The sequence below is a fragment of the Microbacterium sp. T32 genome (assembly GCF_001619615.1).
GTDB lineage: Bacteria > Actinomycetota > Actinomycetes > Actinomycetales > Microbacteriaceae > Microbacterium.
This window is the reverse complement of the sequence record NZ_LQQP01000016.1, coordinates 137,443-163,762: the sequence shown is the minus strand read 5'-3', so window position 1 is coordinate 163,762 and position 26,320 is coordinate 137,443. Positions and strand designations below refer to the sequence as shown.

Sequence of the window (26,320 nt, the reverse complement as noted above, 5' to 3'; positions counted from 1 at the left end):
TCGGGGGCTTCCCCGATCCCAGGACGCGAATGACCGACACCGACACGACTCAACCGGCCGACACGCCTGTCGTCGACCTCTTCGACGGGCGTTACCGTCTCGGGCGGGTGCTCGGCACGGGCGGATACGCCCGCGTATACGAGGCCGTGGACACACAGCTCGGCCGCACCGTCGCCCTGAAGGTCATGACGGGCGACGGTGCGGACCCGTCGGACATGGCGCGCGTACGTTCCGAGATCCGGTTGCTCGCCTCCCTCTCGCATCCCTCGCTCGTCACCCTTTACGACGCGAAACTCTCGAGCCCGCCGACCTACCTCGCGATGGAACTCATCGCGGGGCCGACGCTCGGCGACGTGATCGCACGCGGGACCGTCACCCCGGCCGATGCGGCCCGGTACGGCCGCGAGATCGCCGAGGCGCTGTCCGTCGTCCACGCGCGGGGCATCGTCCATCGCGACGTGAAGCCATCCAACATCTTGCTGCGCCCGCCCGCGCACACCGGGGAGCGCACACGAGCGACCCTCGCGGACTTCGGCATCGCCGCACTCGTCGGCGCGACGCGCGTCACCCGAGCGGACACCGTCGTGGGGACAGCGGCATACCTCAGCCCCGAGCAGGCGCGGGGGATGCCGGCCGCCCCGGCGAGCGACGTCTACGCGCTCGGTCTCGTCCTGCTCGAAGCGCTCACCGGTCGCCGCGCCTTCGGCGGGCGGACGCCGCACGAAGCGCTGGCCGCGCGACTCGTGTCGCCGCCCGAGATCCCCGATCACCTGCCCGGACCCTGGCGGACGCTTCTCGCCCGCATGACCGCCATCGATCCGGCGGAGAGACCGGATGCCGCCTCCCTCGGCGCGGAGTTCCGTGCCCTGCCCGGCGAGCCACTGCCGCCGACGCCCCTCGGCGCCGCGGCGCTCGTCGACGGCCCGCCGTCCGATGCCGTCACGCGCACGCGCGTCCTGGCCCCGGTTCCCGATGCGCCGCGGCGGCCGAACCGCCGGACCGCCGTGATCGTGGCATCCGTTCTCGCCGTTCTGCTGGCTGCGGGGGGAATCACCGCCGCTGTCGCGCTCAACGCCCCGACAGCCGCCTCCGATCCGGGGCTGCCCTCGCTTCCCGCACCCCTCGATCAGCACGTGAACGACCTCTGGAAGGAGGTCGGCCCGTGAGGCGCCGGTGGATCGGCGTGCCCGTCGTGGCGCTCGCCGCCGTCGTCGCGCTCGCCGGCTGCACGCCGCCCGCGCCGGAGGCGACGGCGTGGCAGGGGACGGTGCAGACGCTCGCGAGCCAGGCCTCCGGCGGCGACTACGCCTCTGCGTCGGCGACGCTCGACCAGCTCGAGGCCGATGTCGTGGCTGAGCGCGATGCGGGCACGATCTCTCCCGACGAAGCCGCCGCGATCCTGTCGCGCATCGCGACCGTCCGCGCGGATCTGGCGTCGCTCACGCCGAACCCCGAGCCCACGACCGTGCAGACCCCCGAGCCGACGGTCGCCGACACACCCGAGCCGGCGCAGGACACCGTCGTCGACGAGGGTCCGTCGCAGCAGCAACAGCCCCCGCAGAACGACGACAAGGGCCCCGGAAACCCGGGCAAAGGCGGCGGTGGCAAGGGCGGCAAGGACGACTCCACGGGCCCGGGCGGCCCGGGCAAGAAAGACGGATGAGCGAAGCGCGCCCCGGCCCCCTTGCGCCGTGCGAGGATGGCCCGGTGCCGCGCCGAGTGACCGCTGAACTCGACCTCGATCTGGGGTCGTCCGTCGACCTCATCTTCCAGATCACCGCCGCCCAGGGGGTGCCCCTGGCGAGCGAGCATCTGACGTTCTCCCGCGGCGACCGCGTGTACACCCCGACCGAGATCGTGGACCAGTCCGGCAGCCGTCTGCACCGTCTCTCCGGCGAGCAGGGCCCACTCTCCGTCCGTTACGAGGCCGTGGTCGCCGGTGCCTCTCCGACCGTGCACACGAGCGACCTGGAGACGATCACCTACCTCCGCCCGAGCCGCTACTGCCAGTCGGACGAGGTGTTCGCGCAGGCCCGCCGCCAGTTCCGCGGTCTTGCGGGGGCGGAGCTCATCGCCGCGGTGTCGTCGTTCGTGGCATCCAGCGTCACGTACACCCCGGGGCTGAGCCTCGGCACCGACAGCGCCGTCACGACCCTGATGACCGGTCAGGGCGTGTGCCGCGACTACGCGCACGTCGTTATCGCGCTGCTGCGCGCCATGGACATGCCCGCGCGCTACGCCGCGTGCTTCGCGCCGGGGCTCGAGCCCATGGACTTCCACGCCGTCGCCGAGGCGTACCTCGACGGCGCCTGGTACGTCATCGACGCGACGCGGCTGTCCGACCGCCGTTCGCTCGTGCGCATCGCCACGGGTCGCGACGCCGCCGACTGCGCCTTCCTCAGCTACCACGGCGGGTACGTCGGCCTCGAGCGGATGTACGTCGATGCGGTCCTAGAGGACGAGACCCCGGATGCCATGTCCCCCGACGACCACGAATCCCTGGTGCAGATCGGCTGAGCCGGGAGCCGCGAGCGCCTCACCTAGAATTGCAGGGTTATGGATCCCGCAGCCCTCTCCGCCGCCCTGCTCGCCGTCATCGCCCCGCTCGCCGAGGCGCGACGCGAAGGGTCGTCCGCCGGGCTCACTGCCGTCGACCTCCCGCTCGAGCGGCCGAAGAACCGCGACCACGGCGACTGGGCGTCCAACGCCGCGCTGAAACTGTCGAAGGTGGTCGGGGCGAACCCGCGCGAGTTCGCGGCCGAGATCGCCGCGGGCCTCGAGAACGTCGACGGCATCGCGAGCGTCGAGGTGGCCGGCCCCGGGTTCATCAACATCCGACTGGATGCCGCTGCCGCCGGCGCCCTGGCGAAGACGATCGTCGAGCAGGGTGCGGCGTTCGGGACGAACGATTCCCAGCGCGGCAACACGATCAACCTCGAGTTCGTGAGCGCGAACCCCACGGGTCCGCTCCACATCGGTCACACGCGGTGGGCGGCCCTCGGCGACGCGATCGCCCGGGTGCTGCTCGCGAGCGGCGCCACGCTCGTCCGCGAGTTCTACATCAACGACGCCGGCGCGCAGATGGAGCGCTTCGGCCGCTCGGTCGTCGCGGCGCTCCGCGGCGAGCCCACCCCCGACGACGGGTACGGCGGCGCGTACATCGCCGACCTCGCCGACCGGGTGGCGGCCGCGCGCGCGGACATCCGCGAACTCGACCGCGCCGAGCAGATCGCGGTGGCGACCGAACTGGCCTACGGATTCCAGCTGGGCGAGATCCAGGCCTCGCTCGAGCGGTTCAACGTCCACTTCGACGTCTGGTTCTCCGAGCGCACGCTTCACGCGCACGTCGACGGTCGGCCGAGCCTCGTCGACGAGGCCGTCGACCGTCTGCGCGAGCAGGGCCACGTCTTCGACGACGAGGGTGCCGTCTGGGTGCGCACCACCGACTTCGGCGACGACAAGGACCGGGTCATCCGCCGCTCGAACGGCGAGTACACCTACTTCGCCGCGGATGCCGCGTACTACCTCAACAAGGGCGACCGCGGTTTCGCGCACAAGATCTACCTCCTCGGCGCCGACCACCACGGGTACGTGCACCGTCTGAAGGCGCTCGCCGGTGCTGCTGGTGACGACCCCGAGAAGGAAATCGAGGTGCTGATCGGCCAGCTCGTGTCGATCAACGGCGCGAAGCTGTCCAAGCGCGCCGGCAACATCATCGAGCTCGACGATTTGCAGGAGTGGCTCGGCACGGACGCGCTCCGCTATTCGCTCGCACGGTACCCCGCTGACTCGCCGCTGACGCTCGACCCCGAGATCCTGCAGAAGCGGACGAACGACAACCCCGTGTTCTACGTGCAGTACGCCCACGCGCGTACGCACAATGTCGCCCGCAACGCGGCCGATTCGGGCGTCGACCGGTCGGAGTTCGCCCCCGAGCTGCTCGACCACGAGACGGAGTCGGCTCTGCTCGGCGCCCTGCAGGAGTACCCGCGGGTCGTCGCCTACGCCGCGGAGGTGCGTGAGCCCCACCGCGTCGCCCGCTACCTCGAAGAGCTCGCGGGTCTGTACCACCGCTGGTACGACAACTGCCGTGTCATCCCGCTCGGCGACGCCCCGGTCGAGCCGGTGCACCGCACGCGGCTCTGGCTCAACGACGCGACCGGTCAGGTGCTGCGCAACGGCCTCGCGCTTCTCGGCGTGAGTGCTCCGGAGCGCATGTAACGATGACGGATGCCTCGCGTCCCCGACGCCGGACCGGACGCACGATCGCGATCGTCGCCATCGTCGTCGTCGTGATCGCGGGGCTTCTCGTGGCTGCCGAGGCGATCGCCCGTTCTGCCGTGGCGAACACGGTGCGCTCGCTCGTCGTGCAGCAGGTGGGGCTTCCCGCCGATCAGCAGGTCGACGTCCAGGTCCCGGGTCTGGTGCTGCCCCAACTCCTGACGGGGCGCCTCGACCAGGTGGCGGTCTCCGCACCCGACGTCTCGCTCGGACCGCTGACGGGCGACGTCCGTGTCGACCTCGAGGACGTCCCCGTGGCGGGCAACGCTCCCGCGGCCGGGGGATCGGCCTCCGTGCGCCTCGACCCCGACCAGCTGCGCGCGCTCCTGTCGCAGATCCCGAACTTCCCGTCCGACACCGTGGGCACGGCCGCCCCCGACCTGACGCTGTCGACGCAGTTCTCGGTGTTCGGCATCCCGATCCCGGTGGGGATCTCCGTCACCCCCGGCGCGTCCGACGGCGACCTCACGCTCACGCCGACGTCGTTCGAGCTCGGCGGGAACCGCGTGGATGCCGACACCCTCCGCGGTCAGCTCGGGGGTGCGGCCGACGCGGCGCTCCAGACGTGGAGCCTGTGCATCGCCGACCGGCTGCCGGCCGGTCTCACCCTGAACGCGGTGAGCGTCCAGGGCCAGGACGTGGTGGCGACGCTCGACATCGACGGGCGCATTCTCAGCGACCCGGCGCTGCAGCAGAACGGCACGTGCGGCTGACGCGATCAGCCGGCCACCCGGAGCAGTCCCGCGTCGACGAGTGACGCGAGGGTGGTGTCGGTCACCAGACCCGGATCCGGGCAGTCGAACCGCGCGTCCACGTCGGCCACCAGCGCATCGCGGGAGACGCCGTCGGCGGCCTCCCACAGCGCCGGCGCGACGCCGGCGAGCACACGCAGGATGCCGCTCCCGTCGGCGTTCGCCGTGAGCACCGCGAGGGTGCCGTCGGGGAGCGGCGACCAGTCCACAGTCTCCGTGCGTTCGTAGCGGGGCCCCGCGGTGTCCTCCGGTGCACGACGGGTCGCTGGGGGCGTCACGACCGAGGGAACCGTCGTGGGCGCCCCGGCGTCGGACAGGCCGCGGACGAGCATCGCGAGATCCTCGGCCTCGGCGTACTCGGCGCGCACGACGCCGCCCGTCTGCGCGATGAGGCCCGCCATCGTGCGGACCGCGCCGGGGAGCTGCGCGAGGGCGCTGGACTGCCCGGCCAGCTCGGCGATCGCCTCCGAGGTGGGCACCGGCAGCAGGCGTGCGGGCGTCGGTTCGCTGCGCCGGTCGAGCAGAACGATGCGCGCGAGCCGGAGGGGTGCCGTCGGCAGCTCACCCAGGCCGAGGTCGACGGGGGAGTGCTGCACCTTGTGCGCGACGCCGTCGGTGATGACCGACAGCGGCTTCCGGTAGGGCAGCACCGCTCCGGTGGCATCCAGGGCGATCGTTTCGTCCGAGACATATCCGGCCCGGGCCGCGAGGTGGCGGATGGCGGTCGTCTTCCCGGCGCCCGAGGGACCGACGAGCACCACGACCGCTCCGTCGCTCCCCGCGACCCCGGCGGCGTGCAGCATCCACAGGTCGCCCCGGCGTTCGTTGATGGCGCTGAGCGTGACGGCGCTTGAGAGGGCGGCGAGCATCGGTCCGGGACCGAGGGATGCCGTGGGCGTCACGGTCGCGCGCGGCTCGGCGTTCTCGTCCGCGAGCGCACCCGTCCATGCCGCACGCACCGCATTCCGGTCCGCGTCGTCGAGGCCCCCGAGCTCGATGCCGATATGGACGCCGAGGGCATCGACGACGAGGACGGGGGAAGGGGACGGGCTCGGCACCGGTTCACGGTAGGCGCCGCGGGGTGTGGCATCCGCTGCCCTTTCGGCGCGAGACGGGATCCGGCCGGGTGGTTCACCCCCTGCTTCACCAGCCGAGCGGATCCGCTGGACGCTGCGGCCCGGGCGTGGGACGGGGGCGGCATATGCCGTGCCCTAGACTGCAAGGACTGTCTGTCGCGTGACGCACCGCGACGGCAGGAGCCGTGATCCGCGGCCGTCGCGTCGCCGCAAAACCCGATTGGTTCCTCCGTGTCCGCCTCGCACTCCGCGCTCGTGCCCGAGTGGCTCACCGCCCCGGCCGAAGCGAACGAGCTCGTCGCCTCCGTCTGGCCGACCTCCGCGCACCGCGTCGACGACGGCTCCGTCGAGATCGCCGGGGTGAGCGTGTTCGACCTGCGCGACCGCTTCGGCACCCCGCTGTACGTGCTCGATGAGGCCGAGGTCCGCGCCCACGCCCGCCGCGCGCGAGACGCCTTCGGGGCCGCGGCCGAGCGGCATGGCATCCGCTCCCGCGTGTACTACGCGGGCAAGGCGTTCCTCTCCACCGAGGTCGTCCGCTGGGTCACCGAAGAGGGTCTCGCCGTCGACGTGTGCACGCGCGGCGAGCTCGAGGTCGCCCTCGCCGGTGGCGCCGACCCCGCCCGCCTCGGTTTCCACGGCAACAACAAGAGCGTCGCCGAACTCGAGCGGGCGGTCGAGGTCGGCATCGGTTCGGTCGTGCTCGACAGCCCCATCGAGATCGAGCGTCTCGCCGCGATCGCGGATCGCCGCGGCGCCGTGCAGTCGGTCCTCGTGCGTGTGCGCACCGGCGTCCACGCGGAGACGCACGCGTTCCTCGCGACCGCGCACGAAGATCAGAAGTTCGGCTTCTCGCTCGAGGGGGCAGCGGACGCGGTCGCCCGCATCCGCGAGCTGCCGAGTCTGTGCTTCGTCGGGCTCCACGCCCACATCGGCTCTCAGATCTTCGATTCGGCGGGCTTCCGCGAGTCGGCGGCGCGCCTCGTCGACCTCCACGCCGGTCTGCTCGCGGGCGGCGACATCCCGCTCCTCAACGTCGGCGGCGGCTTCGGCATCTCGTACACGTCGGTCGACGACCCGCGCCCGATCGAGGAGATCGCCGACGGCATCGTCGATGCGATCGCCGACGAGTGCGAGGTGCGCGGCATCCCGATGCCCGACGTCGCGTGCGAGCCGGGCCGCGTCATCGTGGGACAGGCGGGCGTGACGCTCTACGAGGTCGGAACCGTGAAGAAGGTCACGATCGGCGACGAGCGCGAGCGCACCTACGTCAGCGTCGACGGCGGCATGAGCGACAACGCGCGTCCGGCCCTGTACGGCGCCGACTTCTCCGCGCGGATCGTCTCGCGCACGAGTCCCGCCGCCCCCGCGCTGTCGCGCGTCGTCGGTCACCACTGCGAATCCGGAGACATCGTGGTGGATGCCGAGTACCTCCCGGCCGACATCACTCCGGGTGACCTGCTCGCGGTGCCCGCCACGGGCGCCTACTGCTTCTCCCTCGCGAGCAACTACAACTACACCCCGCGTCCCCCCGTCGTCGCCGTGCGCGACGGCGAGGCGCGCGTGATCGTCCGCGGCGAGACCGTCGAGGATCTCCTCTCCCGCGACGTCGGCGTCGCGGCATCAGCTTCCCCCACCCCATCCCACGGAGACACCGAATGACCGACTACCGCACGCTGCGCGTCGCCCTGCTGGGCGCCGGTGCCGTCGGCTCGCAGGTCGCCGACCTGCTGCTCAAGCACCGCGCCGAACTGGCCGACCGTGCCGGCGCGAACCTCGAACTGGCGGGCATCGCCGTCCGCAACGTGGACGGAAAGCGCGACACAGAGCTGCCCCGCGAGCTGTTCACGACGGATGCCGAGACGCTCATCAACGGCTCCGACATCGTCATCGAGCTCATGGGCGGTATCGAACCCGCGCGCACGCAGGTGCTGCAGGCGATCAACTCCGGCGCCGACGTCGTCACCGCCAACAAGGCGCTGCTCGCCACGCACGGGTCCGAGATCTTCGAGGCCGCCGACCAGGTCGGCGCCGAGGTCTACTACGAGGCGGCCGCCGCCGGCGCGATCCCGATCATCCGGCCGCTGCGCGACTCGCTCGCGGGCGATCGCGTCGTGCGCATCATGGGCATCGTCAACGGCACGACGAACTACATCCTCGACCGGATGGACACCGAGGGCGCCGACTTCGGCGACGTCCTCGCGCAGGCGCAGGCGCTCGGCTACGCCGAAGCCGACCCCACGGCCGACGTCGAGGGCTACGACGCTGCGCAGAAGGCCGCGATCCTCGCGAGCCTCGCCTTCCACACGACCGTTCCGCTGGATGCCGTCCACCGCGAGGGCATCACGCAGATCGACGCCGCGATCATCGAGTCCGCGCGGCACGCCGGGTACGTCGTCAAGCTCCTCGCCGTGTGCGAGCGGCTCCCCGCCGCCGACGGCGAGGCCACCGAGTCGATCTCGGTGCGCGTGTACCCCGCGCTCGTCGAGCGCACGCACCCGCTCGCGAGCGTGCACGGCGCGAACAACGCCGTGTTCGTCCAGGCCGAGGCCGCCGGCGACCTGATGTTCTACGGCGCCGGGGCGGGCGGCGTGCAGACCGCCTCCGCCGTGCTCGGCGATGTCGTCTCGGCCGCGCGCCGCCACATCGCCGGGGGTGTGGGCGTCGGCGAATCCACGCGCGCCAACCTCCCCACCGTGCCGATCGGACGCGTCATCACGCGGTACCAGATCACGCTCGAAGTCGACGACCAGCCCGGCGTGCTCGCCACGGTCGCCGGCATCCTGAGCGAGGGCCGCGTCTCGATCGCGACCGTCGAGCAGACCACCATCGAACCGGATGCCGAGAACCCCGCCGCCGGCGGCTCGGCGCGTCTGGTCATCGGAACACACCAGGCCCGTGAGCAAGACCTGAGCGAGACCGTCGAGCGTCTCGCCGCGAGCGGCGTCGTCGAGCGCGTGGTCTCCGTACTGCGCGTGGAAGGGAACTGACATGGCACACGTCTGGCGCGGAGTCCTCCGCGAGTACGCCGACCGCCTGGGCGTCACCGACGCCTCCACCGTCGTGACGCTGGGGGAGGGCGGCACGCCACTCATCCCCGCCCCCGCCCTCTCGCGGCGCACGGGTGCCGACGTCTACGTCAAGTTCGAGGGTATGAACCCGACGGGCTCGTTCAAGGACCGCGGCATGACGGTGGCGCTGTCGCGCGCCGTCGAGCACGGGGCCAAGGCCGTCATCTGCGCGTCGACCGGCAACACCTCGGCCTCGGCCGCCGCCTACGCGGCGCACGCCGGGATCACCGCCGCGGTCCTCGTGCCCGAGGGCAAGATCGCGATGGGCAAGCTCAGCCAGGCCGTCGCGCACAACGGCCGTCTGATCCAGATCCGCGGCAACTTCGACGACTGCCTCGAGATCGCGCGCGAGCTGGCCGACCACTACCCGGTGCACCTGGTCAACTCGGTCAACCCCGACCGCATCGAGGGCCAGAAGACGGCGGCGTACGAGGTCGTCGAGCAGCTGGGCGACGCCCCCGACTTCCACTTCATCCCCGTAGGCAACGCGGGCAACTACACCGCGTACTCGCGCGGGTACCGCGAAGAGGCCGACCGCGGCGTCGCGACGCGCGTGCCGCGCATGTTCGGCTTCCAGGCGGCCGGGTCCGCCCCGCTCGTGACCGGCGCGGTCGTGAAGAACCCCGAGACGATCGCCAGCGCGATCCGCATCGGCAACCCCGCGTCGTGGAACCTCGCGCTGGACGCGCGGGCGGCCACCGACGGCTGGTTCGGCGCGATCGACGACGAGCGCATCCTGGCGGCGCAGAAGATCCTCGCGGGCGAGGTCGGCGTGTTCGTCGAGCCCGCCTCGGCCATCAGCGTCGCGGGGCTCCTCGAGCAGGCGGAGGCGGGTGTCGTCCGTGCCGGCGCGAAGGTCGTCCTGACCGTCACCGGTCACGGCCTCAAGGACCCGCAGTGGGCGCTGCGCAAGGCCGACGGCACCCAGGTCGAGCCGACCGTGGTCGACGCGACCACCTCCGAGGTCGCCTCGGTCCTCGACCTGAAGCCGGTGGCCGAGTGACCGCAGCCCTCGGGCGTCGCGTCGCGGTCCGTGTGCCGGCGACCAGCGCCAACCTCGGTCCGGGGTTCGACACCCTGGGGCTCGCGCTCAGCGTGTACGACGAGCTGACGGTCGAGGCCCTGGAGCCCGGTCGCCTCGAGATCGAGGTGAGCGGCGAGGGCACGGCCGACGTGCCGCGCGACGCATCGCACCTCGTCGTGCGCGCGATCGCGCACACGTACGCCTCGGTCGGTCGCGAGATGCCCGGCCTGCGACTGGTGGCGCACAACGTCATCCCGCACGGGCGGGGGATGGGCTCCTCGGGTGCGGCGGTGGTGTCCGGCATCCTGGCGGCGAAGGGCCTGCTCGAGGGCGAGGTCGCGTTCAGCGACGTCGACCTGCTGCGCCTCGCGACCGAGATGGAAGGGCACCCCGACAACGTCGCCCCCGGCCTTTTCGGCGGCCTGACGATCGCGTGGATGGATGCCACCGGCCCCCAGCACAAGCAGCTCATCGTGCACCGCGGTGTCTCGCCGCTCGTGCTCGTCCCGAGCTTCACGATGTCGACTGCCGTCGCCCGGAGCCTGCAGCCGCTGCAGGTGCCGCGCGAGGACGCGGTGTTCAACGTCTCGCGCTCGGCACTTCTCATCGCGGCGATGACCCAGAGCCCCGAGCTGCTGATGGCCGCGACCGAGGACAAACTGCACCAGAACTACCGCGCGCAGGCGATGCCGGAGACCGACCGACTCGTGCGGGCACTCCGCGCCGAGGGCTATGCGGCGGTCGTATCGGGTGCGGGCCCGAGCGTCCTGGTGCTCGCGGACGGTCCGGGCCAGCGTGTCGCGGCCGCGGACCTTACCGCATCCGTCGTCGACACCCCGTGGCAGGCGCTCATGCTCGCCGTCGACGTCAAGGGTGGTACAGTGAAGCGCGCAGAGGGTTCCGCTTAGCACGCGAATCTGAGCCTCTGCACCACCTGCGAAATCCGCAACAAATCGCGAACCCGGTCTCGGCTGCAGTCTCCCGAACCGCTGGTGTGATCTTCGTCTGCGCTCTGCAGCGATACCCGTGATTTGACCATGTTTCATTTCTGAGGAGCACTCGTGGAGTCCATCTCCGAGACCCAGCCCGTTGACGCGCCCGAGGGCGCTGACATCCCCACCGAGGAGCAGTCCGCCGCTCCCGCCGGCGACACGCTGTTCGACACACCCGTCGACGCGGAGGGCGAGGACGCCCCCGCCGTGGAGGAGCCCGCGGTCGACGAGACCCCGGATGCCGAGGCGCCTGCCGCCGAGGACGCGCCGGCCGAGGACGCTGCCCCCGCCGAGGCCGCTGCCCCGGCCGAGGAGGCGCCCGCTGAGGACGCCGCGCCCGCGGGGGAGCCCGCCGCGGAGGAAGCGGTCGCCGCTCCTGCTGAGCAGACCGTCGACGCCGAGGCGCCCGCCGTGGAGCCTGCCGCCGAAGAGGCCGCTGCGGCCCCGACCGAGGCGCCCGCTGACGAAGAGGCCCCCGCCAAGCCCGCTCGCGCTCCCCGCAAGCGTGCGCCGCGCCGCGCGAAGAGCGCACCCGCCGACGAGACGCCCGCCGACGTCGTGGTCACGGAGGCTGAGGCCCCCGTCGCGGCTGAGGCGCCGGTCACCGAGGCTCCGGCCGACGCGCCCGCAACCGACGAGGCCACCGCCGCCGACGCGCCGGCCGAGACCGCTCTTTCCGAGCAGGTCGCCGAAGCCGGCGACGCCGCCGAGGCCGACGCCGCCCCCGACGCCGACGCCGCCCCCGAGGCCGTGGCATCCGCTGCCGAGGGTGAGAGCACCGAGGAGTCCGCCGAGACCCCGTCGCGCAGCCGCAGCCGCAGCCGGTCGCGCAGCCGCAACCGCAACCGCGCCGAGAACACCGAGGCCGCTGCTCCCGCGGCCGCCGCCGAGTCGGACGAGGCCGAGGCGCCCGCGCAGAACGGGCAGCAGGCGCAGCAGCAGAACCAGACGAACAGCCGCAACCGCCAGCGCAACAAGCGCCGCGGCGGGCAGGCGACGACCGGCGACGAGTTCGAGAGCGAGATCGGCGAGGACGACGTGCTCATCCCGATCGCGGGTGTCCTGGACGTGCTCGACAACTACGCGTTCGTGCGCACCACCGGTTACCTGCCCGGCCCGAGCGACGTGTACGTCTCGCTCGGCCAGGTCAAGAAGTACAACCTGCGCAAGGGCGACGCGGTCGTCGGCTCCATCAAGCAGCCGCGCGAGGGCGAGCAGTCCAGCCGCCAGAAGTACAACGCGCTGGTCAAGGTCGACTCGATCAACGGCCTGTCGGTCGAGGATGCCGCCGCCCGTGTCGAGTTCGGCAAGCTGACGCCGCTCTACCCGCAGGAGCGCCTCCGCATGGAGACCGCCCCCGAGAAGCTCACGCAGCGTCTCATCGACCTGGTCGCCCCGGTCGGCAAGGGTCAGCGCGGGCTCATCGTCGCGCCCCCGAAGGCCGGCAAGACGATCGTGCTCCAGCAGATCGCCAACGCCATCGCGCACAACAACCCCGAGGTCCACCTCATGGTCGTGCTCGTCGATGAGCGCCCCGAAGAGGTCACCGACATGCAGCGGACGGTCAAGGGCGAGGTCATCGCCTCGACGTTCGATCGCCCCGCGGAGGACCACACCACCGTCGCCGAGCTCGCCATCGAGCGCGCGAAGCGCCTCGTCGAACTCGGCCGCGACGTGGTCGTGCTGCTCGACTCGATCACGCGCCTCGGCCGCGCCTACAACCTGTCGGCGCCGACGTCGGGTCGCGTGCTCACCGGTGGCGTCGACGCCTCGGCGCTGTACCCGCCCAAGCGCTTCTTCGGCGCGGCGCGCAACATCGAGAACGGCGGGTCGCTCACGATCCTCGCCACGGCGCTGGTGGAGACCGGCTCCAAGATGGACGACGTGATCTTCGAGGAGTTCAAGGGCACCGGTAACAGCGAACTGCGCCTGAACCGTCAGCTCGCCGACAAGCGCATCTTCCCGGCGGTCGACGTCAACGCGTCGTCCACGCGCCGCGAAGAGATGCTGCTGTCGCCCGACGAGGTGAAGATCACCTGGAAGCTGCGCCGCGCGCTCGCGGGTCTCGACCCGCAGCAGGCCCTCGAGGTCGTGCTCGGCAAGCTCAAGGAGACGCAGTCCAACGTCGAGTTCCTCGTCCAGATGCAGAAGTCGATCCCGACTCCCGCGCGCGGAGACAACGGGCACGACAACGGCATCCGCTGAGCCGTGTCGGATTCCGGCATCCTCGAGTCCGTCCGCGGGCTGATCGACGAGCACCGGCAGGTCGAGCTCGAGCTCAACGACCCGGCGGTGCACGCCGATGCGGCGCGCGCGAAGCGCGTCAATCGGCGGTACGCCGAGCTGAATCGGATCGTGCACGCGTACGAGGCCTGGCAGGCGGCGTCGGACGACCTGGATGCCGCGCGCGAACTCGCCCGCGAGGACGACGCGTTCGCCGAGGAGGTGCCGGCGCTGGAGCAGCGCCTGGACGAGAGCCAGGAGCGTCTGCGCCGCCTGCTCATCCCGCGCGACCCGGACGACGCCCGCGACGTGATCATGGAGATCAAGGCGGGCGAGGGCGGCGCGGAGAGCGCGCTGTTCGCGGCCGATCTCCTGCGGATGTACCTGCAGTACGCGGCATCCATGGGCTGGAAGACCGAACTGCTCGAGCGCAACGAGTCCGACCTCGGCGGGTACAAGGACGTCCAGGTCGCGATCAAGGGCTCCTCGAGCGACCCCGCGCAGGGCGTGTGGGCGCACCTGAAGTACGAGGGCGGCGTGCACCGCGTGCAGCGCGTGCCCGCGACGGAGTCGCAGGGCCGCATCCACACCTCGACGACGGGTGTGCTCGTCTTCCCCGAGGTCGACGAGCCGGAGGAGGTCGCGATCGACCCCAACGACCTCAAGATCGACGTGTTCCGTTCGTCGGGGCCCGGTGGTCAGTCGGTGAACACCACCGACTCGGCCGTCCGCATCACCCACCTCCCGACCGGGATCGTCGTGTCGATGCAGAACGAGAAGTCGCAGCTGCAGAACCGCGAGGCGGGGATGCGCGTGCTGCGTGCGCGCCTGCTCGCCAAGCAGCAGGAGGAGCGCGACGCGCAGGCCGCCGACGCCCGGCGCTCGCAGATCCGCGGCATGGACCGTTCGGAGCGCATCCGCACGTACAACTTCCCGGAGAACCGCATCGCGGATCACCGCACCGGGTACAAGGCGTACAACCTCGACCAGGTCATGGACGGCGCCCTCGGCCCGATCATCGAGTCGGCGATCACCGCCGACGAGGAAGCCCGGCTCGCGGCGCTCTCCGAGGGCTGAGCCGGCCGCCGCTCCGCAACTCCGGCTTCTCGGGGCCTTCGGTGCTGCGCTGCGTGATTCGGCGGGGGCTCGCAGGAGTTGTGCGGGTCCGGCCGGGCTCAGGCGTCCCAGGCCGGTGGGTGGGGGAGCGGGCCGCGACGAGCCTCCAGCTCGGCGCCGAGCGCCAGCAGCATCGCCTCGCCGCCGGGGCGGCCGATCAACTGCACCGACACCGGATGTCCCTCGGCATCCCTCGTCACCGGCAGCGTCAGCGCGGGGAGCCCCGCGACGTTGACGAAGCTCGAATACGGCGCGTATTCGACCTGCATCGCGAACGTGCGTTCCGGGTCGTACCCCGCGTACCACCCGACGGGCCGCGGCGACTGCGCGAGCGCGGGGGTGAGCACAGCGTCGAAGGCGGCGAAGTCGGCGATCGTGCGCCGCTCGAACGCCCGGGCTTCGGTCAGCCCGCCGAGCAGGTCCGGAGCCGTGAGGGCGCGCCCCTCCCGCACCAACCACGCGGTGAGCGGTTCGACCAGCGTGAGGTCGTGCGTGGTCAGCGGGATCCGCGCCGCGCTCGCGCGCCACAGCACGCGGAACAGCGCGGGATAGCCGACCGGATGCCAGTCGGCATCGGCCACGGCGTGTCCGGCGTCGCTCAGCCAGGCGGTTGCCGTGTCGAACGCGACCCGGGCATCGGGATCGAGGGTGATGTTCTCGTCGTCGTCCCACGGCGAGACGGTCGTGACGCCGATGCGCAGGCCCGCGGCGGGTCGCCGTGCGGCCTCGACGAACGGGCCGTGACCGGGCGCCGCGGTGGCGTAGGGGAACGGGGCGAGGCCCACCAGCGCGTCCAGGAGCAGCCCGGCGTCCTCGACGGTGCGCGCGATGGGCCCGGTGACCGACAGCCCGTCGGGGGAGTCGAACCCCGACCCGATCGGCAGCCGTCCGCGCGAGGGCTTCAGCCCCACGACACCGACCGTCGCCGACGGGATGCGGATCGAGCCGCCCCCGTCCGAACCGACCGCGGCGGGCAGGAGTCCCGCCGCCACGGCGACGGCGGCACCGCCGCTCGAGCCGCCCGCGCCCGCGGAGGGTCGCCACGGGTCCCGCGCGGGCGCGTGGATGAGCGGTTCGGTGAAGCCGGTGAGCCCGAACTCCGACGTGCTCGTCTTCCCGAGGCTGATCGCCCCCGCGGCATCCATCGCCTCCGCCAGCGGGTCGGAGACCGAGGGCACGTGCGCGGCCCGGGCGCGTGATCCGTAGCGCGTCGCGACGTCCGCCCGCGCGACGAGGTCCTTCTCCGCCGACGGCACGGCCCACAGCGAGCCCTCGGGACCCGCCTCCGCGAGCGACGCGGCGCGGGCGAGGGCCGCGTCCGGCGTGACTTCGGCGAACGCGCCCAGCTCCGCGAGACGCGAGATGCGGTCCAGATAGTGCGACGTCAGCTCGACCGGGCCGATCGCTCCCTCGCGGAGCGCCGCGACCTGGGCGACGAGCGAGAGATCGTGCGGGCGCGTCATCCTTCGACCCTACGGCGACCCGGCGATCATCGCTGCGCTGCGGCGGGGAGCTTCAGATCCAGTACTCCGGCGCCGTCAGCAGCGCGCGGGTGTCTTCGCTCGCGCGGCGCAGACGCGCCTTCGCGGGGACGCCGACGAGCACGCTCTCCGGTGGCGCATCGCGCGTCACGACGGCGTTCGCGCCGACGAGGCTGTGGGCGCCGATCGTGATCGGTCCGAGGATCTTGGCCCCCGCACCCACCGCGACCCCGTCGTGCAGCGTGGGGTGGCGCTTGCCGCCCTCGCGCTGGCGCCCGCCGAGCGTGACACCGTGGTACAGCATCACGTCGTCACCGACCTCCGCCGTCTCGCCGACCACGACACCCATACCGTGGTCGATGAAGAAACGGCGTCCGATCGTCGCGCCGGGGTGGATCTCGATGCCGGTCAGCCAGCGCGTGACCTGCGAGAGCGCCCGCGCCGGGAACCGGAAGCCGCGCACCCACAGGCGGTGCGCCACGCGGTACGACCAGACGGCGTGCAGGCCCGGGTAGAGCAGCGCGATCTCGAGGCCGCCGCGGGCCGCGGGATCACGGAACTTCGCCGCCGCGACGTCCTCGCGGATGCGGGAGAGGACCCCCACGTCAGTTGTCGCGCAGGTCTTCGTACAGAGCGGTGGAGAGGTAACGCTCGCCGTACGAGGGGATGATGACCACGATGTTCTTGCCCTCGGCCTCGGGGCGGCGCGCGATCTCGAGAGCGGCCCAGATCGCCGCGCCCGACGACATGCCGACCAGGATGCCGTCCTTCGCCGCGGTCTCGCGCGCGAGACGGATCGCGTCGTCGAACTCGACGTCGATCACCTCGTCGAGGATGTCGCGGTCCAGGATCGCCGGCACGAAGTTCGGGCCGATGCCCTGGATCTTGTGCGGGCCGGGGTGACCCTTGGTGAGGATGGGGGAGTCGGCCGGCTCGACCGCGACGATCTTGACCCCGGGGACGCGCTCCTTGAGGACCTGGCCCACACCCGTGATGGTGCCGCCCGTGCCGATGCCGGCGACGAAGTAGTCGACCTTGCCGTCGGTGTCGCGCAGGATCTCTTCGGCGGTCGTCTTACGGTGGATCGCCGGGTTCGCCTCGTTCTCGAACTGCCGCGCCCACACGGCACCGGGCGTCTCTGCCACGATGCGCTTGGCCTCCTCGACCGCGAACGACATGCCCTTGGTCGGGTCGGTGAGAACGAGCTCTGCGCCGAAGGCCCGGAGCAGCACGCGACGTTCCTTCGACATCGAGGCGGGCATCGTGAGGATGACCTTGTACCCGCGCGCCGCGCCGACCATCGCGAGGGCGATTCCGGTGTTGCCGCTGGTGGACTCGACGAGGGTGCCGCCCGGCTTCAGCTCGCCGGAGGCCTCGGCCGCATCGACGATCGCGATGCCGAGTCGGTCCTTCACGCTCGAGGCGGGGTTGTAGAACTCGAGCTTGGCCAGGATCTGGGCCCCGGTGCCCTCCGCGACACGGTTGAGCCGCACCAGCGGCGTGTCGCCGAACGCGGAAGTGATGTCGGAGTGGATGCCGGGCATGGCTCGCCTTTCGCCGTCGGTCGGATCGCGACAATCCTAGGTGAGCGGCCGATCCCCGCGGCCGTGTGTGACGCCGCGCGACTAGGCTCGTGATCCGTCATGCCCGACTCCGTACACTCCGCCCCGCTCGCCGTCGCCGACGTCCTCCGCGACACGGCGGCGCGCTTCTCCTCCGCCGGCATCCCCGATCCCCGAGTGGATGCCGAACTCCTCCTCGCCCACGTCCTGTCGACGTCGCGCGGGGGAGTGCAGGCCGCCGCGATCCGGGGCGATCGTCTGCCCGAGGCCGCCGCGGCCGCGCTCGCCCCGCTCGTCGACCGCCGCTGCGCGCGCGAGCCGCTGCAGCACCTGACGGGCCGCGCGCCGTTCCGTTCGATGGAGCTCGCCGTCGGACCCGGCGTCTTCGTCCCGCGTCCCGAGACCGAGATGGTGGCGCAGCTCGCGATCGACGCCCTGGGGTCCTCGGCATCCCCGTCTCCGATCGCGGTCGACCTCGGAACGGGGAGCGGCGCGATCGCCCTCGCGATGGCGACCGAGGTCCCGCACGCGCGGGTCTTCGCCGCCGAGAACTCCGTCGACGCCTTCATCTGGACGAAGGAGAACGTCGCGCGGATCGGGGCCACGAACCTGACGCTGGCGTTCATCGACCTCGCCGACGCCTTCCCGGAGCTGGACGGGACCGTGTCGGTCGTGGCATCCAATCCCCCCTACGTCCCGGACGACGCGATCCCGCGGGATCCCGAGGTGCGCCTCTACGACCCGCCCGCGGCGCTCTACGGCGGTCCGGACGGACTGGATGCCGTGCGCGTGCTCAGCCGCGTCGGACTCCGCCTCGCGCACCCGGGCGGGACGATCGTCATCGAGCACGGCGAGTGGCAGGGCGCGGCGATCCGCGAGATCCTCACCGCCGACGGATGGCGTGCCGCCGCGACCCACCCCGACCTCACGACGCGCGATCGCGCGACGACCGCGATTCATCCTTGACCGTCGCACACCGTCGGCGTCGGTAGACTGTCGCGCGACATGTCACCCGTCTACGACTGCCGTGACGAGTCGCAGCTGCTCTCCGGGACGCGCCACGCGCGCCAGGCGATCGGTCGAGGCGAACTCGTCGTGCTCCCCACCGACACCGTCTACGGAATCGCCGCAGACGCGTTCAACGCGCGCGCCGTCATGGGCCTCCTCGAGGCGAAGGGCCGCGGCCGCCAGCAGCCGCCGCCCGTCCTCGTGCCCGGCGTCGGCACGCTCCGCGCCCTCGTCGCCGAAGTCCCGCCCGCGGTGGACGACCTCGTCCACGCTTTCTGGCCCGGCGGCCTGACCATCGTCCTCCCCGCACAGCCCTCGCTGTCGTGGGATCTCGGCGACACGCACGGCACCGTCGCGGTTCGCATGCCCGCGCAGAACCTCACGCTCGAACTGCTCGAGGAGACGGGGCCGCTCGCGGTGTCCAGTGCCAACCGCACGGGCATGCCCGCGGCGGTCAGCATCGACGAGGCCCGCGACATGCTCGGCGACAGCGTCGCGGTCTACCTCGACGCCGGGCCCAGCCAGTGGGGCTATGCCTCCACGATCGTCGACGCGACGACGCTGGTGGGCGGTGCCGAGCCGCGGGTGCGCGTGCTCCGCGAGGGCACGATCTCGCGGGACCGCCTGCGCGAGGTGCTCGGCGACCTCCTCGAGCCCGACCCCGAGACGGCATCGGCCCCCGAGGTCGCCTCCTCAGAGCCGACCGTCGCTCCGGATGCCGAGGCGCCGGGTCCGTGACCCAGTACCTCCTCACCATCCTGTTCACGGCTGCGGTGACTCTCGCGCTGTCGTGGGTGGTGTGGAAGCTCGCGCTGCGCTTCAAGCTCTATCCCGGCATCCGGGATCGCGACGTGCACGACACCCCCACGCCGCGCCTCGGCGGCGTGGCCATGTTCCTCGGTGTGGTCGCCGCCTTCGCGCTGTCAAGCCGCAACCCCTACTTCGCGATCTTCTGGACCGACCCGGTCCCCGTCCTTTCGCTGCTCGGCGCCGTCCTGCTGATCGTCCTGGTCGGCGTCGCCGACGACCTGTGGGACCTCGACTGGATGATCAAGCTCGGCGCCCAGTTCATCGCGGCCGGCATCATCGCCTGGTTCGGCCAGCTGCAGATCCTGTCGCTGCCCATCGGTGCCCTCACCGTCGGGTCGAGCTGGGCGAGCTTCCTCCTCACGGTGTTCGCGCTCGTGGTGGTCATGAACGCCGTGAACTTCATCGACGGGCTGAACGGCCTGGTCGCGGGCGTATGCCTGATCGCGAACGGCGTCTTCTTCGCCTATTCGTATCTCCTCGTCCGCGACACCGGTGCGAGTACGTACTTCAACCTCGCCTCGTTCATCGCGGCGGTGCTCATCGGCGCCTGCCTCGGGTTCCTGCCGATGAACTGGACTCCCGCGAAACTCTTCATGGGGGATGCCGGAGCGCTCATGCTCGGTCTCCTCATGGCGAGCTCCGCGGTCGCCATCACGGGGCAGCTCGACCCGGCCGTGCTCGACCCCCAGCAGCTCGGCCGATCGCAGCTGCTCGGTGCCTTCATCCCCATCCTGCTGCCCGTCGTGATCGTCCTCCTGCCGCTCCTCGACTTCGGGCTCGCGGTCGTCCGGCGGCAGTGGGCGGGGCGCTCTCCGTTCTCTCCCGACCGGAAGCACCTGCATCACCGCATGCTCGACATGGGTCACAGCGACCGCGACGCGGTCCTGATCTTCTACGCGTGGACGGCCGTGGTGAGCCTGTCGTTCCTGCTCATGTACATCGGCACCCAGCAGAGCTGGCCCGGCGACTACGCGATCGGCATCGTTTTCGGGGCCGTCGGAGTCGTCGCCTGCCTCGTCCTCACGTTCCTGCCCTCCCAGCGCATCCTGCGCCTGCGTCGCCGCGCGCAGCACACTTCCACGGAGACCTCCTCATGAGCACCGCTTCCCCCGCCGCCCGACGCCCTCTCTCGAGCACGCCGATCCTGCGGACGGCTCTCGTCTGGGGCGGGATCGTCACAGTCGTCCTCCTCGTCGCCGGTGGCGTGGTGGGGTTCCTCGTCGCGGGCGGCGGGGGACTGGCGAGCGCCCTGAGCGGCGTTGCGGTGAGCGCGATCTTCCTCGCGGTGACAGCAGCCAGCATCCTGATCGCCAACCGGTGGTTCGGCGACCCGCTCTACGTTCCGATCTTCTTCGGCATCGTGCTCGGCGGATGGCTGCTCAAGCTCGTCCTCTTCATCGTCGCCATCGTGATCCTCCGGGGCCAGGGATGGGTCGACCCGGTGGTGTTCTACGTCGCTCTGGTCGTCAGTGTCGTCGCCTCTCTGGCCGTCGACGTGGTCGTCCTCCTGCGGATGCGGGTCCCCAGCGCGAGCGACGTGACGCTCCCGACGGATCCCGATGAAGGCGACCGACGGGGCTGACCCCCCTATAACCCGGCGCCGGAGAGAGCGGGGCACGATACTCCGTCGGCGAGACGAACGATGGTCTCGTACTCATGGATCAGCCGGGAGTTTGATAGGGTGGGAGAAGTACCCACCCGCGACTGGGACTCTTTCCAGGCTCGCACTTCGGGTGCCTCTCACCGACCATCGTCGCAACGGTTCACACCGATGCCCCGAAGCTGGAGCCAGCGCTGTCCACTCAAGCTGCGACCCTGATCACGAACTTCGCGTCCGCGGGTGCTGAGTTTCACCCGCCCTCCATCAACGAGTTCTTCCCCGACGCGGTCATCACGTTCCCGGGGCTCTACCTGTTCGGCGCGCCGTTCGAGATCACCCGCATCAACCTGGTCCAGTTCCTCGCGACCGCGGTCCTGGTCGTCCTGCTCGTAGTCGGCACCCGGCGGATGAAGATCGTTCCCGGTCGCTTCCAGAGCGTCGTCGAGATGGGTCTGGACTTCGTCCGTGTGAACATCGCCGAGGACATCCTCGGCCGCAAGGATGGCAAGCGCTTCCTGCCGATCCTCACCACGATCTTCTTCATGGTGCTGTTCATGAACATCACGGGTGTCATCCCGTTCCTGAACATCGCCGGAACGAGCGTCATCGCGGTGCCGCTGATCCTCGCGATCGTCGCGTACGTCACCTTCATCTACGCCGGTATCAAGAAGAGCCCCGGCGGCTTCTTCAAGAACGCGCTGCTCCCGTCGGGCGTGCCGTGGCCGCTGTACATCATCATCGTGCCGCTCGAGTTCCTGTCGACCTTCATCATCCGCCCGGTCACGCTGACGCTCCGACTGCTGATGAACATGGTCGTCGGCCACCTGATGCTCGTGCTGTTCTTCTCCGCCACGTGGTTCTTCGCCGTGGAACTCAGTGGTTGGTGGACGGCCCTGGGCGTCGGTTCCCTCGCCTTCGGCCTCGCCTTCACCCTGTTCGAAATCTTCGTCGCCTTCCTCCAGGCGTACGTCTTCGCGATCCTCACCGCGGTCTACATCCAGCTCGCGGTCGCAGAAGAGCACTGAGCGGCCCGGCGCACGCCGAGCCACCCAACCGAAAGGAAAAAACCCGTGGACGCAACTACGGTTCTCGCCCAGGTCACCGGTAACGTCGCCACGATCGGCTACGGCCTCGCCGCGATCGGCCCCGCCATCGGCGTGGGCATCGTCGTCGGCAAGACGATCGAGGGTGTGGCGCGTCAGCCCGAGCTGGCCGGCCGTCTGCAGGTGCTGATGTTCATCGGTATCGCCTTCACCGAGGCGCTCGCCTTCATCGGTATCGCGACCGGCTTCATCTTCACCTGATCCGGCCGCTCTCGACTCACTGTAAGGAGACAGGATGCTGAACGCTCTTGTCACTCTCGCCGCGGAGCCCGCCGAAGGGGCGGCCGAGAACCCGCTGATCCCGGCGGTGTACGACATCGTCTGGTCGCTGGTGTGCTTCGTCATCATCATCTTCGTGGTGTGGCGCGTGGCCCTGCCCCGCATGGCGAAGCTGCTCGACGAGCGCAGTGCGGCCATCGAGGGCAACATCGCCAAGGCCGATGAGGCCCAGCGCGAGGCCGAGGCCGCGCTGGAGCAGTACACGGCGCAGCTCGCCGAGGCTCGCAAGGAAGCCGGTGAGATCCGCGAGGCCGCCCGCGAGGACGGCAAGAAGATCGTCGCCGAGGCGAAGGATGCCGCGTCCTCCGAGGCCGCTCGCATCACCGCCGCCGCGCACGCGCAGATCGAGGCCGAGCGCCAGTCGACCCTCGTGTCGCTGCGTGCCGAGGTGGGGACGCTGGCCGTCGACCTCGCCGGCAACGTCATCGGGGAGACCCTGACCGACGATGTTCGCGCGCAGGCCGTGGTGGACCGCTTCCTCGCCGAGCTCGAGGCATCCGAGAAGGCGGCTCAGTAATGGGCAGCGCGACCACTCAGGCGCGGACCGCGACGACGGAGGCGCTCACCACCGCCTCCGGCGTCGACCTCGACGTCGCCCGCGAGCTCTTCGCGGCCGTCGGCGCCGTGAACGGATCGGCGCAGCTGAGCGGCGCGCTCTCCGACTCGTCCGCACCGGCCGACGCGCGTGGTGCGCTGGTGACCGCGGTCTTCGGGTCCGGCTACCGCGACACCACGGTGGCACTTCTGCGTCGTGCGGCCGAGCAGCGCTGGTCGAACGCGCACGAGTTCGTCGAGGGGCTGGAAGAACTGGCCGTGCGCGCAGCCACCGTCGCCGACCCGTCGGCCGACATCGAGGGCGAGCTCTTCCAGTTCTCGCGCACGGTGGCCTCCAGCGGCGAGCTCGAGCTGGCTCTCGGCGGTCGCCTCGGCGATGCGTCCGGCAAGGCGGGGCTCGTGTCCACGCTGCTCGACGGCCGCGCCAGCGCCGCCACGGCGCTGATCGTCGCCTCGCTCGTGCAGAACTCGCGCGGTCGCCGCGTCCGCGCGCTCCTGCGCCGCGCCGAGTCCATCGTCGCCGACCAGCGCTCGAGCATCGTCGCCACGGTCTACGCGGCGGCGCCGCTGAGTACCGAGCAGCAGACGCGCCTCCAGAACGCGCTCCGTGCGCGCTACGGTTCGGCGGTCACCCTGAACACCGTGATCGACCCGACGGTGGTCGGTGGACTGCGTGTGCAGGTCGCCGACGACGTCATCGACGCGAGCGTGTCCGCACGTCTCGCCGACCTTCGCCAGCGCATCGCCGGCTAAGACTTTGCCGCCCGAGCGGGTGGAGATCTGGGGGCTCGCGCCCCACGAACGAAGGAAGACAATGGCAGAACTCTCTATCAGCCCCGACGTCATCCGTGACGCGCTGAAGGACTTCGTCAACGCCTACGAGCCGACGGGTGCGGGTGCGACCGAGGTCGGCACCGTCGTCGACGCGGCCGACGGCATCGCTCACGTCGAGGGACTGCCCGGCGTCATGGCGAACGAACTCATCCGCTTCGACAACGGCACCCTGGGCCTGGCCCAGAACCTCGACGAGCACGAGATCGGTGTCGTCGTGCTCGGCGAGTTCTCCGGCATCGAAGAGGGCCAGAGCGTCACCCGGACCGGCGAGGTCCTCTCGGTCGGCGTCGGAGACGGCTACCTGGGTCGCGTCGTCGACCCGCTCGGCAACCCGATCGACGGTCTCGGCGAGATCGCGACCGAGGGCCGTCGCGCGCTCGAGCTCCAGGCCCCCGGCGTCATGCAGCGCAAGAGCGTGCACGAGCCGCTCCAGACCGGCATCAAGGCCATCGACGCGATGATCCCCGTCGGCCGCGGTCAGCGTCAGCTGATCATCGGCGACCGCCAGACGGGCAAGACGGCCATCGCGATCGACACGATCATCAACCAGAAGGCCAACTGGGAGTCGGGCGACGTCAACAAGCAGGTCCGCTGCATCTACGTCGCCATCGGCCAGAAGGGCTCGACGATCGCGTCGGTCAAGGGCGCCCTCGAGGACGCCGGTGCCATGGAGTACACGACCATCGTCGCCGCCCCCGCGTCCGACCCGGCCGGCTTCAAGTACCTCGCGCCCTACACGGGCTCGGCCATCGGCCAGCACTGGATGTACGGCGGCAAGCACGTCCTGATCATCTTCGACGACCTGTCGAAGCAGGCCGAGGCCTACCGTGCCGTGTCCCTCCTCCTCCGTCGCCCGCCGGGCCGCGAGGCGTACCCCGGTGACGTCTTCTACCTGCACTCGCGTCTGCTCGAGCGTTGCGCAAAGCTGTCCGACGAGCTCGGTGCCGGTTCGATGACGGGTCTGCCCATCATCGAGACGAAGGCCAACGACGTCTCGGCGTACATCCCGACCAACGTGATCTCCATCACCGACGGCCAGATCTTCCTGCAGTCCGACCTCTTCAACGCCAACCAGCGTCCCGCGGTCGACGTGGGTATCTCGGTGTCCCGCGTCGGTGGTGACGCTCAGGTCAAGTCGATCAAGAAGGTCTCGGGCACGCTGAAGCTCGAGCTGGCGCAGTACCGCTCGCTCGAGGCGTTCGCGATGTTCGCGAGCGACCTCGACGCCGCGTCGCGTCGTCAGCTGGCCCGTGGTGCGCGTCTGACCGAGCTGCTCAAGCAGCCGCAGTACTCGCCGTACCCGGTCGAGGAGCAGGTCGTCTCGATCTGGGCCGGTACCAACGGCAAGCTCGACACCATCGAGGTGTCCGACGTGCTCCGCTTCGAGCGCGAGCTGCTGGACTACCTGCGCCGTAACTCGACGGTCCTCGACACGCTGCGCGAGACCAACGCGCTGGGCGACGACACGGTCGCCGAGCTCGAGCAGAAGGTGGACGCGTTCCTCCTCGAGTTCCAGCCCGGTGCCGAGCAGAGCGTCGTGGGCAGCGAGCAGGTCGAGGCCGCCGAGGCCGAGGACGTCAACCAGGAGCGAATCGTCAAGGGCCGTCGCTAAGAGCGACGAAACGAGAACGTAAATCATGGGCGCACAACTGCGGGTCTATAAGCAGAAGATCAGTTCTGCTCAGACGACCAAGAAGATCACGAAGGCGATGGAACTCATCGCGGCCTCTCGCATCCAGAAGGCGATGGCGCGTGTGCGCGCGGCATCGCCCTTCGCGAAGGCCGTGACGAGTGCCGTCTCCGCGGTGGCCACGCACTCCTCGATCGACCATCCGTTGACGACCGAGCGCGCGGACATCCGCCGCTCCGCCGTGGTCATCTTCACCTCCGACCGCGGTCTCGCCGGCGCGTTCAACTCGCAGATCCTCCGCGAGGGCCTCGAGCTGGCCGAGCTGCTTCGCACGCAGGGCAAAGAGGTCGTGTTCTACCTCGTCGGGCGCAAGGCCGTCGGGTACTTCCAGTTCCGCCGCATGCCGAGCGCAGCGCAGTGGGTCGGCGACACCGACACGCCGCAGTTCTCCACGGCGGAGGAGATCTCGGATGCCGTGCTGCAGGCCTACCGCGCCGGTGGCGACAACGACGGCGTCGATGAGATCCACCTGGTGTACAACCGCTTCGTCAGCATGATGACGCAGTCGCCCGAGTCGGTGCGTCTCCTGCCGCTCGAAGTTCTCGAGGCCGAGGAAGCCCCCGCCCAGGCGGAGGTCTACCCGCTCTACGAGTTCGAGCCCGATGCCGAGACCGTGCTCGATGCGCTCCTGCCGGTGTACGTGCAGAGCCGCATCTTCAACGCCCTCCTGCAGTCCTCCGCGGCCAAGCACGCCGCCACGCAGAAGGCGATGAAGTCGGCCAGCGACAACGCCGACAAGCTCATCACCGACTACACCCGCCTGCGCAACAACGCGCGCCAGGCGGAGATCACGCAGCAGATCGCCGAGATCGTCGGCGGCGCCGATGCTCTGTCATCCGGCAAGTAAGTTCCCAAGGAGAGAA

Annotated in this window: 25 protein-coding genes; 21 read left to right on the top strand and 4 right to left on the bottom strand. The window is 70.8% G+C overall.

Going from position 1 to position 26,320, the window contains the following annotated elements; translation table 11 throughout:
• Positions 1-29: 29 nt before the first annotated feature.
• Genes AVW09_RS10695 through AVW09_RS10675 form a run of 5 tightly spaced genes read left to right on the top strand, consistent with a single transcriptional unit; the run spans position 30 to position 4,994 of the window.
• Entirely contained in the window at positions 30-1,166 is a 1,137-nt protein-coding gene (locus AVW09_RS10695) for a serine/threonine-protein kinase (RefSeq protein ID WP_063258055.1), read from the top strand.
• Positions 1,163-1,663: a hypothetical protein gene (locus AVW09_RS10690; protein ID WP_063258054.1), complete on the top strand. Its 501-nt coding sequence runs from the start codon at positions 1,163-1,165 to the stop codon at positions 1,661-1,663. The genes AVW09_RS10695 and AVW09_RS10690 overlap by 4 nt, the downstream gene beginning before the upstream one ends.
• 44 nt (positions 1,664-1,707) lie before the next feature.
• Entirely contained in the window at positions 1,708-2,517 is an 810-nt protein-coding gene (locus AVW09_RS10685) for a transglutaminase-like domain-containing protein (protein ID WP_063258053.1), read from the top strand.
• Positions 2,518-2,556: 39 nt separating this feature from the next.
• Entirely contained in the window at positions 2,557-4,221 is a 1,665-nt protein-coding gene (locus AVW09_RS10680; RefSeq protein WP_063258052.1) for an arginine--tRNA ligase, read from the top strand.
• Between the two features lie 2 nt (positions 4,222-4,223).
• On the top strand, positions 4,224-4,994 hold the full coding sequence (locus AVW09_RS10675) for an LmeA family phospholipid-binding protein (protein WP_063258051.1): 771 nt from the start codon (positions 4,224-4,226) through the stop codon (positions 4,992-4,994).
• A 5-nt stretch (positions 4,995-4,999) separates the two neighbouring features.
• Here AVW09_RS10675 and AVW09_RS10670 read toward each other — a convergent pair whose 3' ends face one another.
• Positions 5,000-6,091, bottom strand: coding sequence for a hypothetical protein (locus tag AVW09_RS10670; protein ID WP_063258050.1), 1,092 nt, complete (start codon positions 6,089-6,091; stop codon positions 5,000-5,002).
• A gap of 249 nt (positions 6,092-6,340) precedes the next feature.
• On the opposite strand from AVW09_RS10670, the gene lysA reads away from it, so the two are divergent.
• From lysA to prfA, 6 genes are all read left to right on the top strand, one after another.
• Positions 6,341-7,771 carry a diaminopimelate decarboxylase gene (gene lysA / locus AVW09_RS10665; protein WP_063258049.1) on the top strand — a complete coding sequence of 477 codons (1,431 nt, stop codon included), beginning with the start codon at positions 6,341-6,343 and terminating at the stop codon, positions 7,769-7,771.
• On the top strand, positions 7,768-9,099 hold the full coding sequence (locus AVW09_RS10660; RefSeq protein ID WP_063258048.1) for a homoserine dehydrogenase: 1,332 nt from the start codon (positions 7,768-7,770) through the stop codon (positions 9,097-9,099). The genes lysA and AVW09_RS10660 overlap by 4 nt, the downstream gene beginning before the upstream one ends.
• 1 nt (position 9,100) lies before the next feature.
• A complete protein-coding gene (gene thrC, locus AVW09_RS10655; RefSeq protein ID WP_063258047.1) occupies positions 9,101-10,183 on the top strand; it encodes a threonine synthase in 1,083 nt (360 codons plus the stop codon).
• Positions 10,180-11,112 carry a homoserine kinase gene (gene thrB / locus AVW09_RS10650; RefSeq protein WP_063258046.1) on the top strand — a complete coding sequence of 311 codons (933 nt, stop codon included), beginning with the start codon at positions 10,180-10,182 and terminating at the stop codon, positions 11,110-11,112. The genes thrC and thrB overlap by 4 nt, the downstream gene beginning before the upstream one ends.
• 153 nt (positions 11,113-11,265) lie before the next feature.
• Positions 11,266-13,401, top strand: coding sequence for a transcription termination factor Rho (rho, locus tag AVW09_RS10645; protein ID WP_063258045.1), 2,136 nt, complete (start codon positions 11,266-11,268; stop codon positions 13,399-13,401).
• 18 nt (positions 13,402-13,419) lie between these two features.
• Entirely contained in the window at positions 13,420-14,496 is a 1,077-nt protein-coding gene (prfA, locus tag AVW09_RS10640; RefSeq protein WP_026095656.1) for a peptide chain release factor 1, read from the top strand.
• A 98-nt stretch (positions 14,497-14,594) separates the two neighbouring features.
• Here prfA and AVW09_RS10635 read toward each other — a convergent pair whose 3' ends face one another.
• From AVW09_RS10635 to cysK, 3 genes are read right to left on the bottom strand one after another with little or no spacing between them, the layout of a single operon-like run.
• On the bottom strand, positions 14,595-15,998 hold the full coding sequence (locus tag AVW09_RS10635; protein ID WP_063258044.1) for an amidase: 1,404 nt from the start codon (positions 15,996-15,998) through the stop codon (positions 14,595-14,597).
• A gap of 52 nt (positions 15,999-16,050) precedes the next feature.
• Positions 16,051-16,620, bottom strand: a complete 570-nt coding sequence (gene epsC, locus AVW09_RS10630) for a serine O-acetyltransferase EpsC (protein WP_063258043.1) — start codon at positions 16,618-16,620, stop codon at positions 16,051-16,053.
• 1 nt (position 16,621) lies between these two features.
• A complete protein-coding gene (cysK, locus tag AVW09_RS10625; RefSeq protein WP_063258042.1) occupies positions 16,622-17,560 on the bottom strand; it encodes a cysteine synthase A in 939 nt (312 codons plus the stop codon).
• A gap of 99 nt (positions 17,561-17,659) precedes the next feature.
• Here cysK and prmC point away from each other — a divergent pair, with 99 nt between their 5' ends.
• The 10 genes from prmC (at position 17,660) to AVW09_RS10575 (ending at position 26,304) form a co-directional block, all read left to right on the top strand.
• Complete coding sequence (prmC, locus tag AVW09_RS10620) at positions 17,660-18,544, top strand: peptide chain release factor N(5)-glutamine methyltransferase (protein WP_063258041.1); 885 nt, start codon at positions 17,660-17,662, stop codon at positions 18,542-18,544.
• 39 nt (positions 18,545-18,583) lie between these two features.
• On the top strand, positions 18,584-19,324 hold the full coding sequence (locus tag AVW09_RS10615) for an L-threonylcarbamoyladenylate synthase (RefSeq protein WP_063258040.1): 741 nt from the start codon (positions 18,584-18,586) through the stop codon (positions 19,322-19,324).
• Entirely contained in the window at positions 19,321-20,493 is a 1,173-nt protein-coding gene (locus AVW09_RS10610) for an MraY family glycosyltransferase (protein WP_063258039.1), read from the top strand. Before AVW09_RS10615 ends, AVW09_RS10610 begins: the two co-directional genes overlap by 4 nt.
• On the top strand, positions 20,490-20,978 hold the full coding sequence (locus AVW09_RS10605) for a hypothetical protein (protein WP_063258038.1): 489 nt from the start codon (positions 20,490-20,492) through the stop codon (positions 20,976-20,978). Before AVW09_RS10610 ends, AVW09_RS10605 begins: the two co-directional genes overlap by 4 nt.
• Before the next feature lie 212 nt (positions 20,979-21,190).
• The gene (gene atpB / locus AVW09_RS10600) at positions 21,191-22,021 is read left to right on the top strand and encodes a F0F1 ATP synthase subunit A (protein WP_197462614.1); all 831 of its coding nucleotides are present in this window, start codon (positions 21,191-21,193) and stop codon (positions 22,019-22,021) included.
• Between the two features lie 45 nt (positions 22,022-22,066).
• Positions 22,067-22,300, top strand: a complete 234-nt coding sequence (gene atpE, locus AVW09_RS10595) for a F0F1 ATP synthase subunit C (protein WP_043360904.1) — start codon at positions 22,067-22,069, stop codon at positions 22,298-22,300.
• Positions 22,301-22,334: 34 nt separating this feature from the next.
• The gene (locus AVW09_RS10590) at positions 22,335-22,895 is read left to right on the top strand and encodes a F0F1 ATP synthase subunit B (protein ID WP_063258036.1); all 561 of its coding nucleotides are present in this window, start codon (positions 22,335-22,337) and stop codon (positions 22,893-22,895) included.
• The gene (locus tag AVW09_RS10585) at positions 22,895-23,686 is read left to right on the top strand and encodes a F0F1 ATP synthase subunit delta (RefSeq protein WP_063258035.1); all 792 of its coding nucleotides are present in this window, start codon (positions 22,895-22,897) and stop codon (positions 23,684-23,686) included. Before AVW09_RS10590 ends, AVW09_RS10585 begins: the two co-directional genes overlap by 1 nt.
• A gap of 61 nt (positions 23,687-23,747) precedes the next feature.
• Positions 23,748-25,379, top strand: a complete 1,632-nt coding sequence (gene atpA, locus AVW09_RS10580; RefSeq protein ID WP_022878092.1) for a F0F1 ATP synthase subunit alpha — start codon at positions 23,748-23,750, stop codon at positions 25,377-25,379.
• Between the two features lie 25 nt (positions 25,380-25,404).
• Positions 25,405-26,304: a F0F1 ATP synthase subunit gamma gene (locus AVW09_RS10575; RefSeq protein WP_022878091.1), complete on the top strand. Its 900-nt coding sequence runs from the start codon at positions 25,405-25,407 to the stop codon at positions 26,302-26,304.
• Positions 26,305-26,320: the final 16 nt, after the last annotated feature.

Coding starts and splice junctions, on each gene's coding strand:
- AVW09_RS10605 (WP_063258038.1), top strand. CDS start 20,490: ATGAGCACCGCTTCCCCCGCCGCCCGACGCCCTCTCTCGAGCACGCCG.
- AVW09_RS10635 (WP_063258044.1), bottom strand. CDS start 15,998: ATGACGCGCCCGCACGATCTCTCGCTCGTCGCCCAGGTCGCGGCGCTC.
- AVW09_RS10680 (WP_063258052.1), top strand. CDS start 2,557: ATGGATCCCGCAGCCCTCTCCGCCGCCCTGCTCGCCGTCATCGCCCCG.
- AVW09_RS10585 (WP_063258035.1), top strand. CDS start 22,895: ATGGGCAGCGCGACCACTCAGGCGCGGACCGCGACGACGGAGGCGCTC.
- AVW09_RS10575 (WP_022878091.1), top strand. CDS start 25,405: ATGGGCGCACAACTGCGGGTCTATAAGCAGAAGATCAGTTCTGCTCAG.
- AVW09_RS10695 (WP_063258055.1), top strand. CDS start 30: ATGACCGACACCGACACGACTCAACCGGCCGACACGCCTGTCGTCGAC.
- cysK (WP_063258042.1), bottom strand. CDS start 17,560: ATGCCCGGCATCCACTCCGACATCACTTCCGCGTTCGGCGACACGCCG.
- atpA (WP_022878092.1), top strand. CDS start 23,748: ATGGCAGAACTCTCTATCAGCCCCGACGTCATCCGTGACGCGCTGAAG.
- AVW09_RS10615 (WP_063258040.1), top strand. CDS start 18,584: ATGTCACCCGTCTACGACTGCCGTGACGAGTCGCAGCTGCTCTCCGGG.
- AVW09_RS10660 (WP_063258048.1), top strand. CDS start 7,768: ATGACCGACTACCGCACGCTGCGCGTCGCCCTGCTGGGCGCCGGTGCC.
- AVW09_RS10675 (WP_063258051.1), top strand. CDS start 4,224: ATGACGGATGCCTCGCGTCCCCGACGCCGGACCGGACGCACGATCGCG.
- thrC (WP_063258047.1), top strand. CDS start 9,101: ATGGCACACGTCTGGCGCGGAGTCCTCCGCGAGTACGCCGACCGCCTG.
- prmC (WP_063258041.1), top strand. CDS start 17,660: ATGCCCGACTCCGTACACTCCGCCCCGCTCGCCGTCGCCGACGTCCTC.
- AVW09_RS10590 (WP_063258036.1), top strand. CDS start 22,335: ATGCTGAACGCTCTTGTCACTCTCGCCGCGGAGCCCGCCGAAGGGGCG.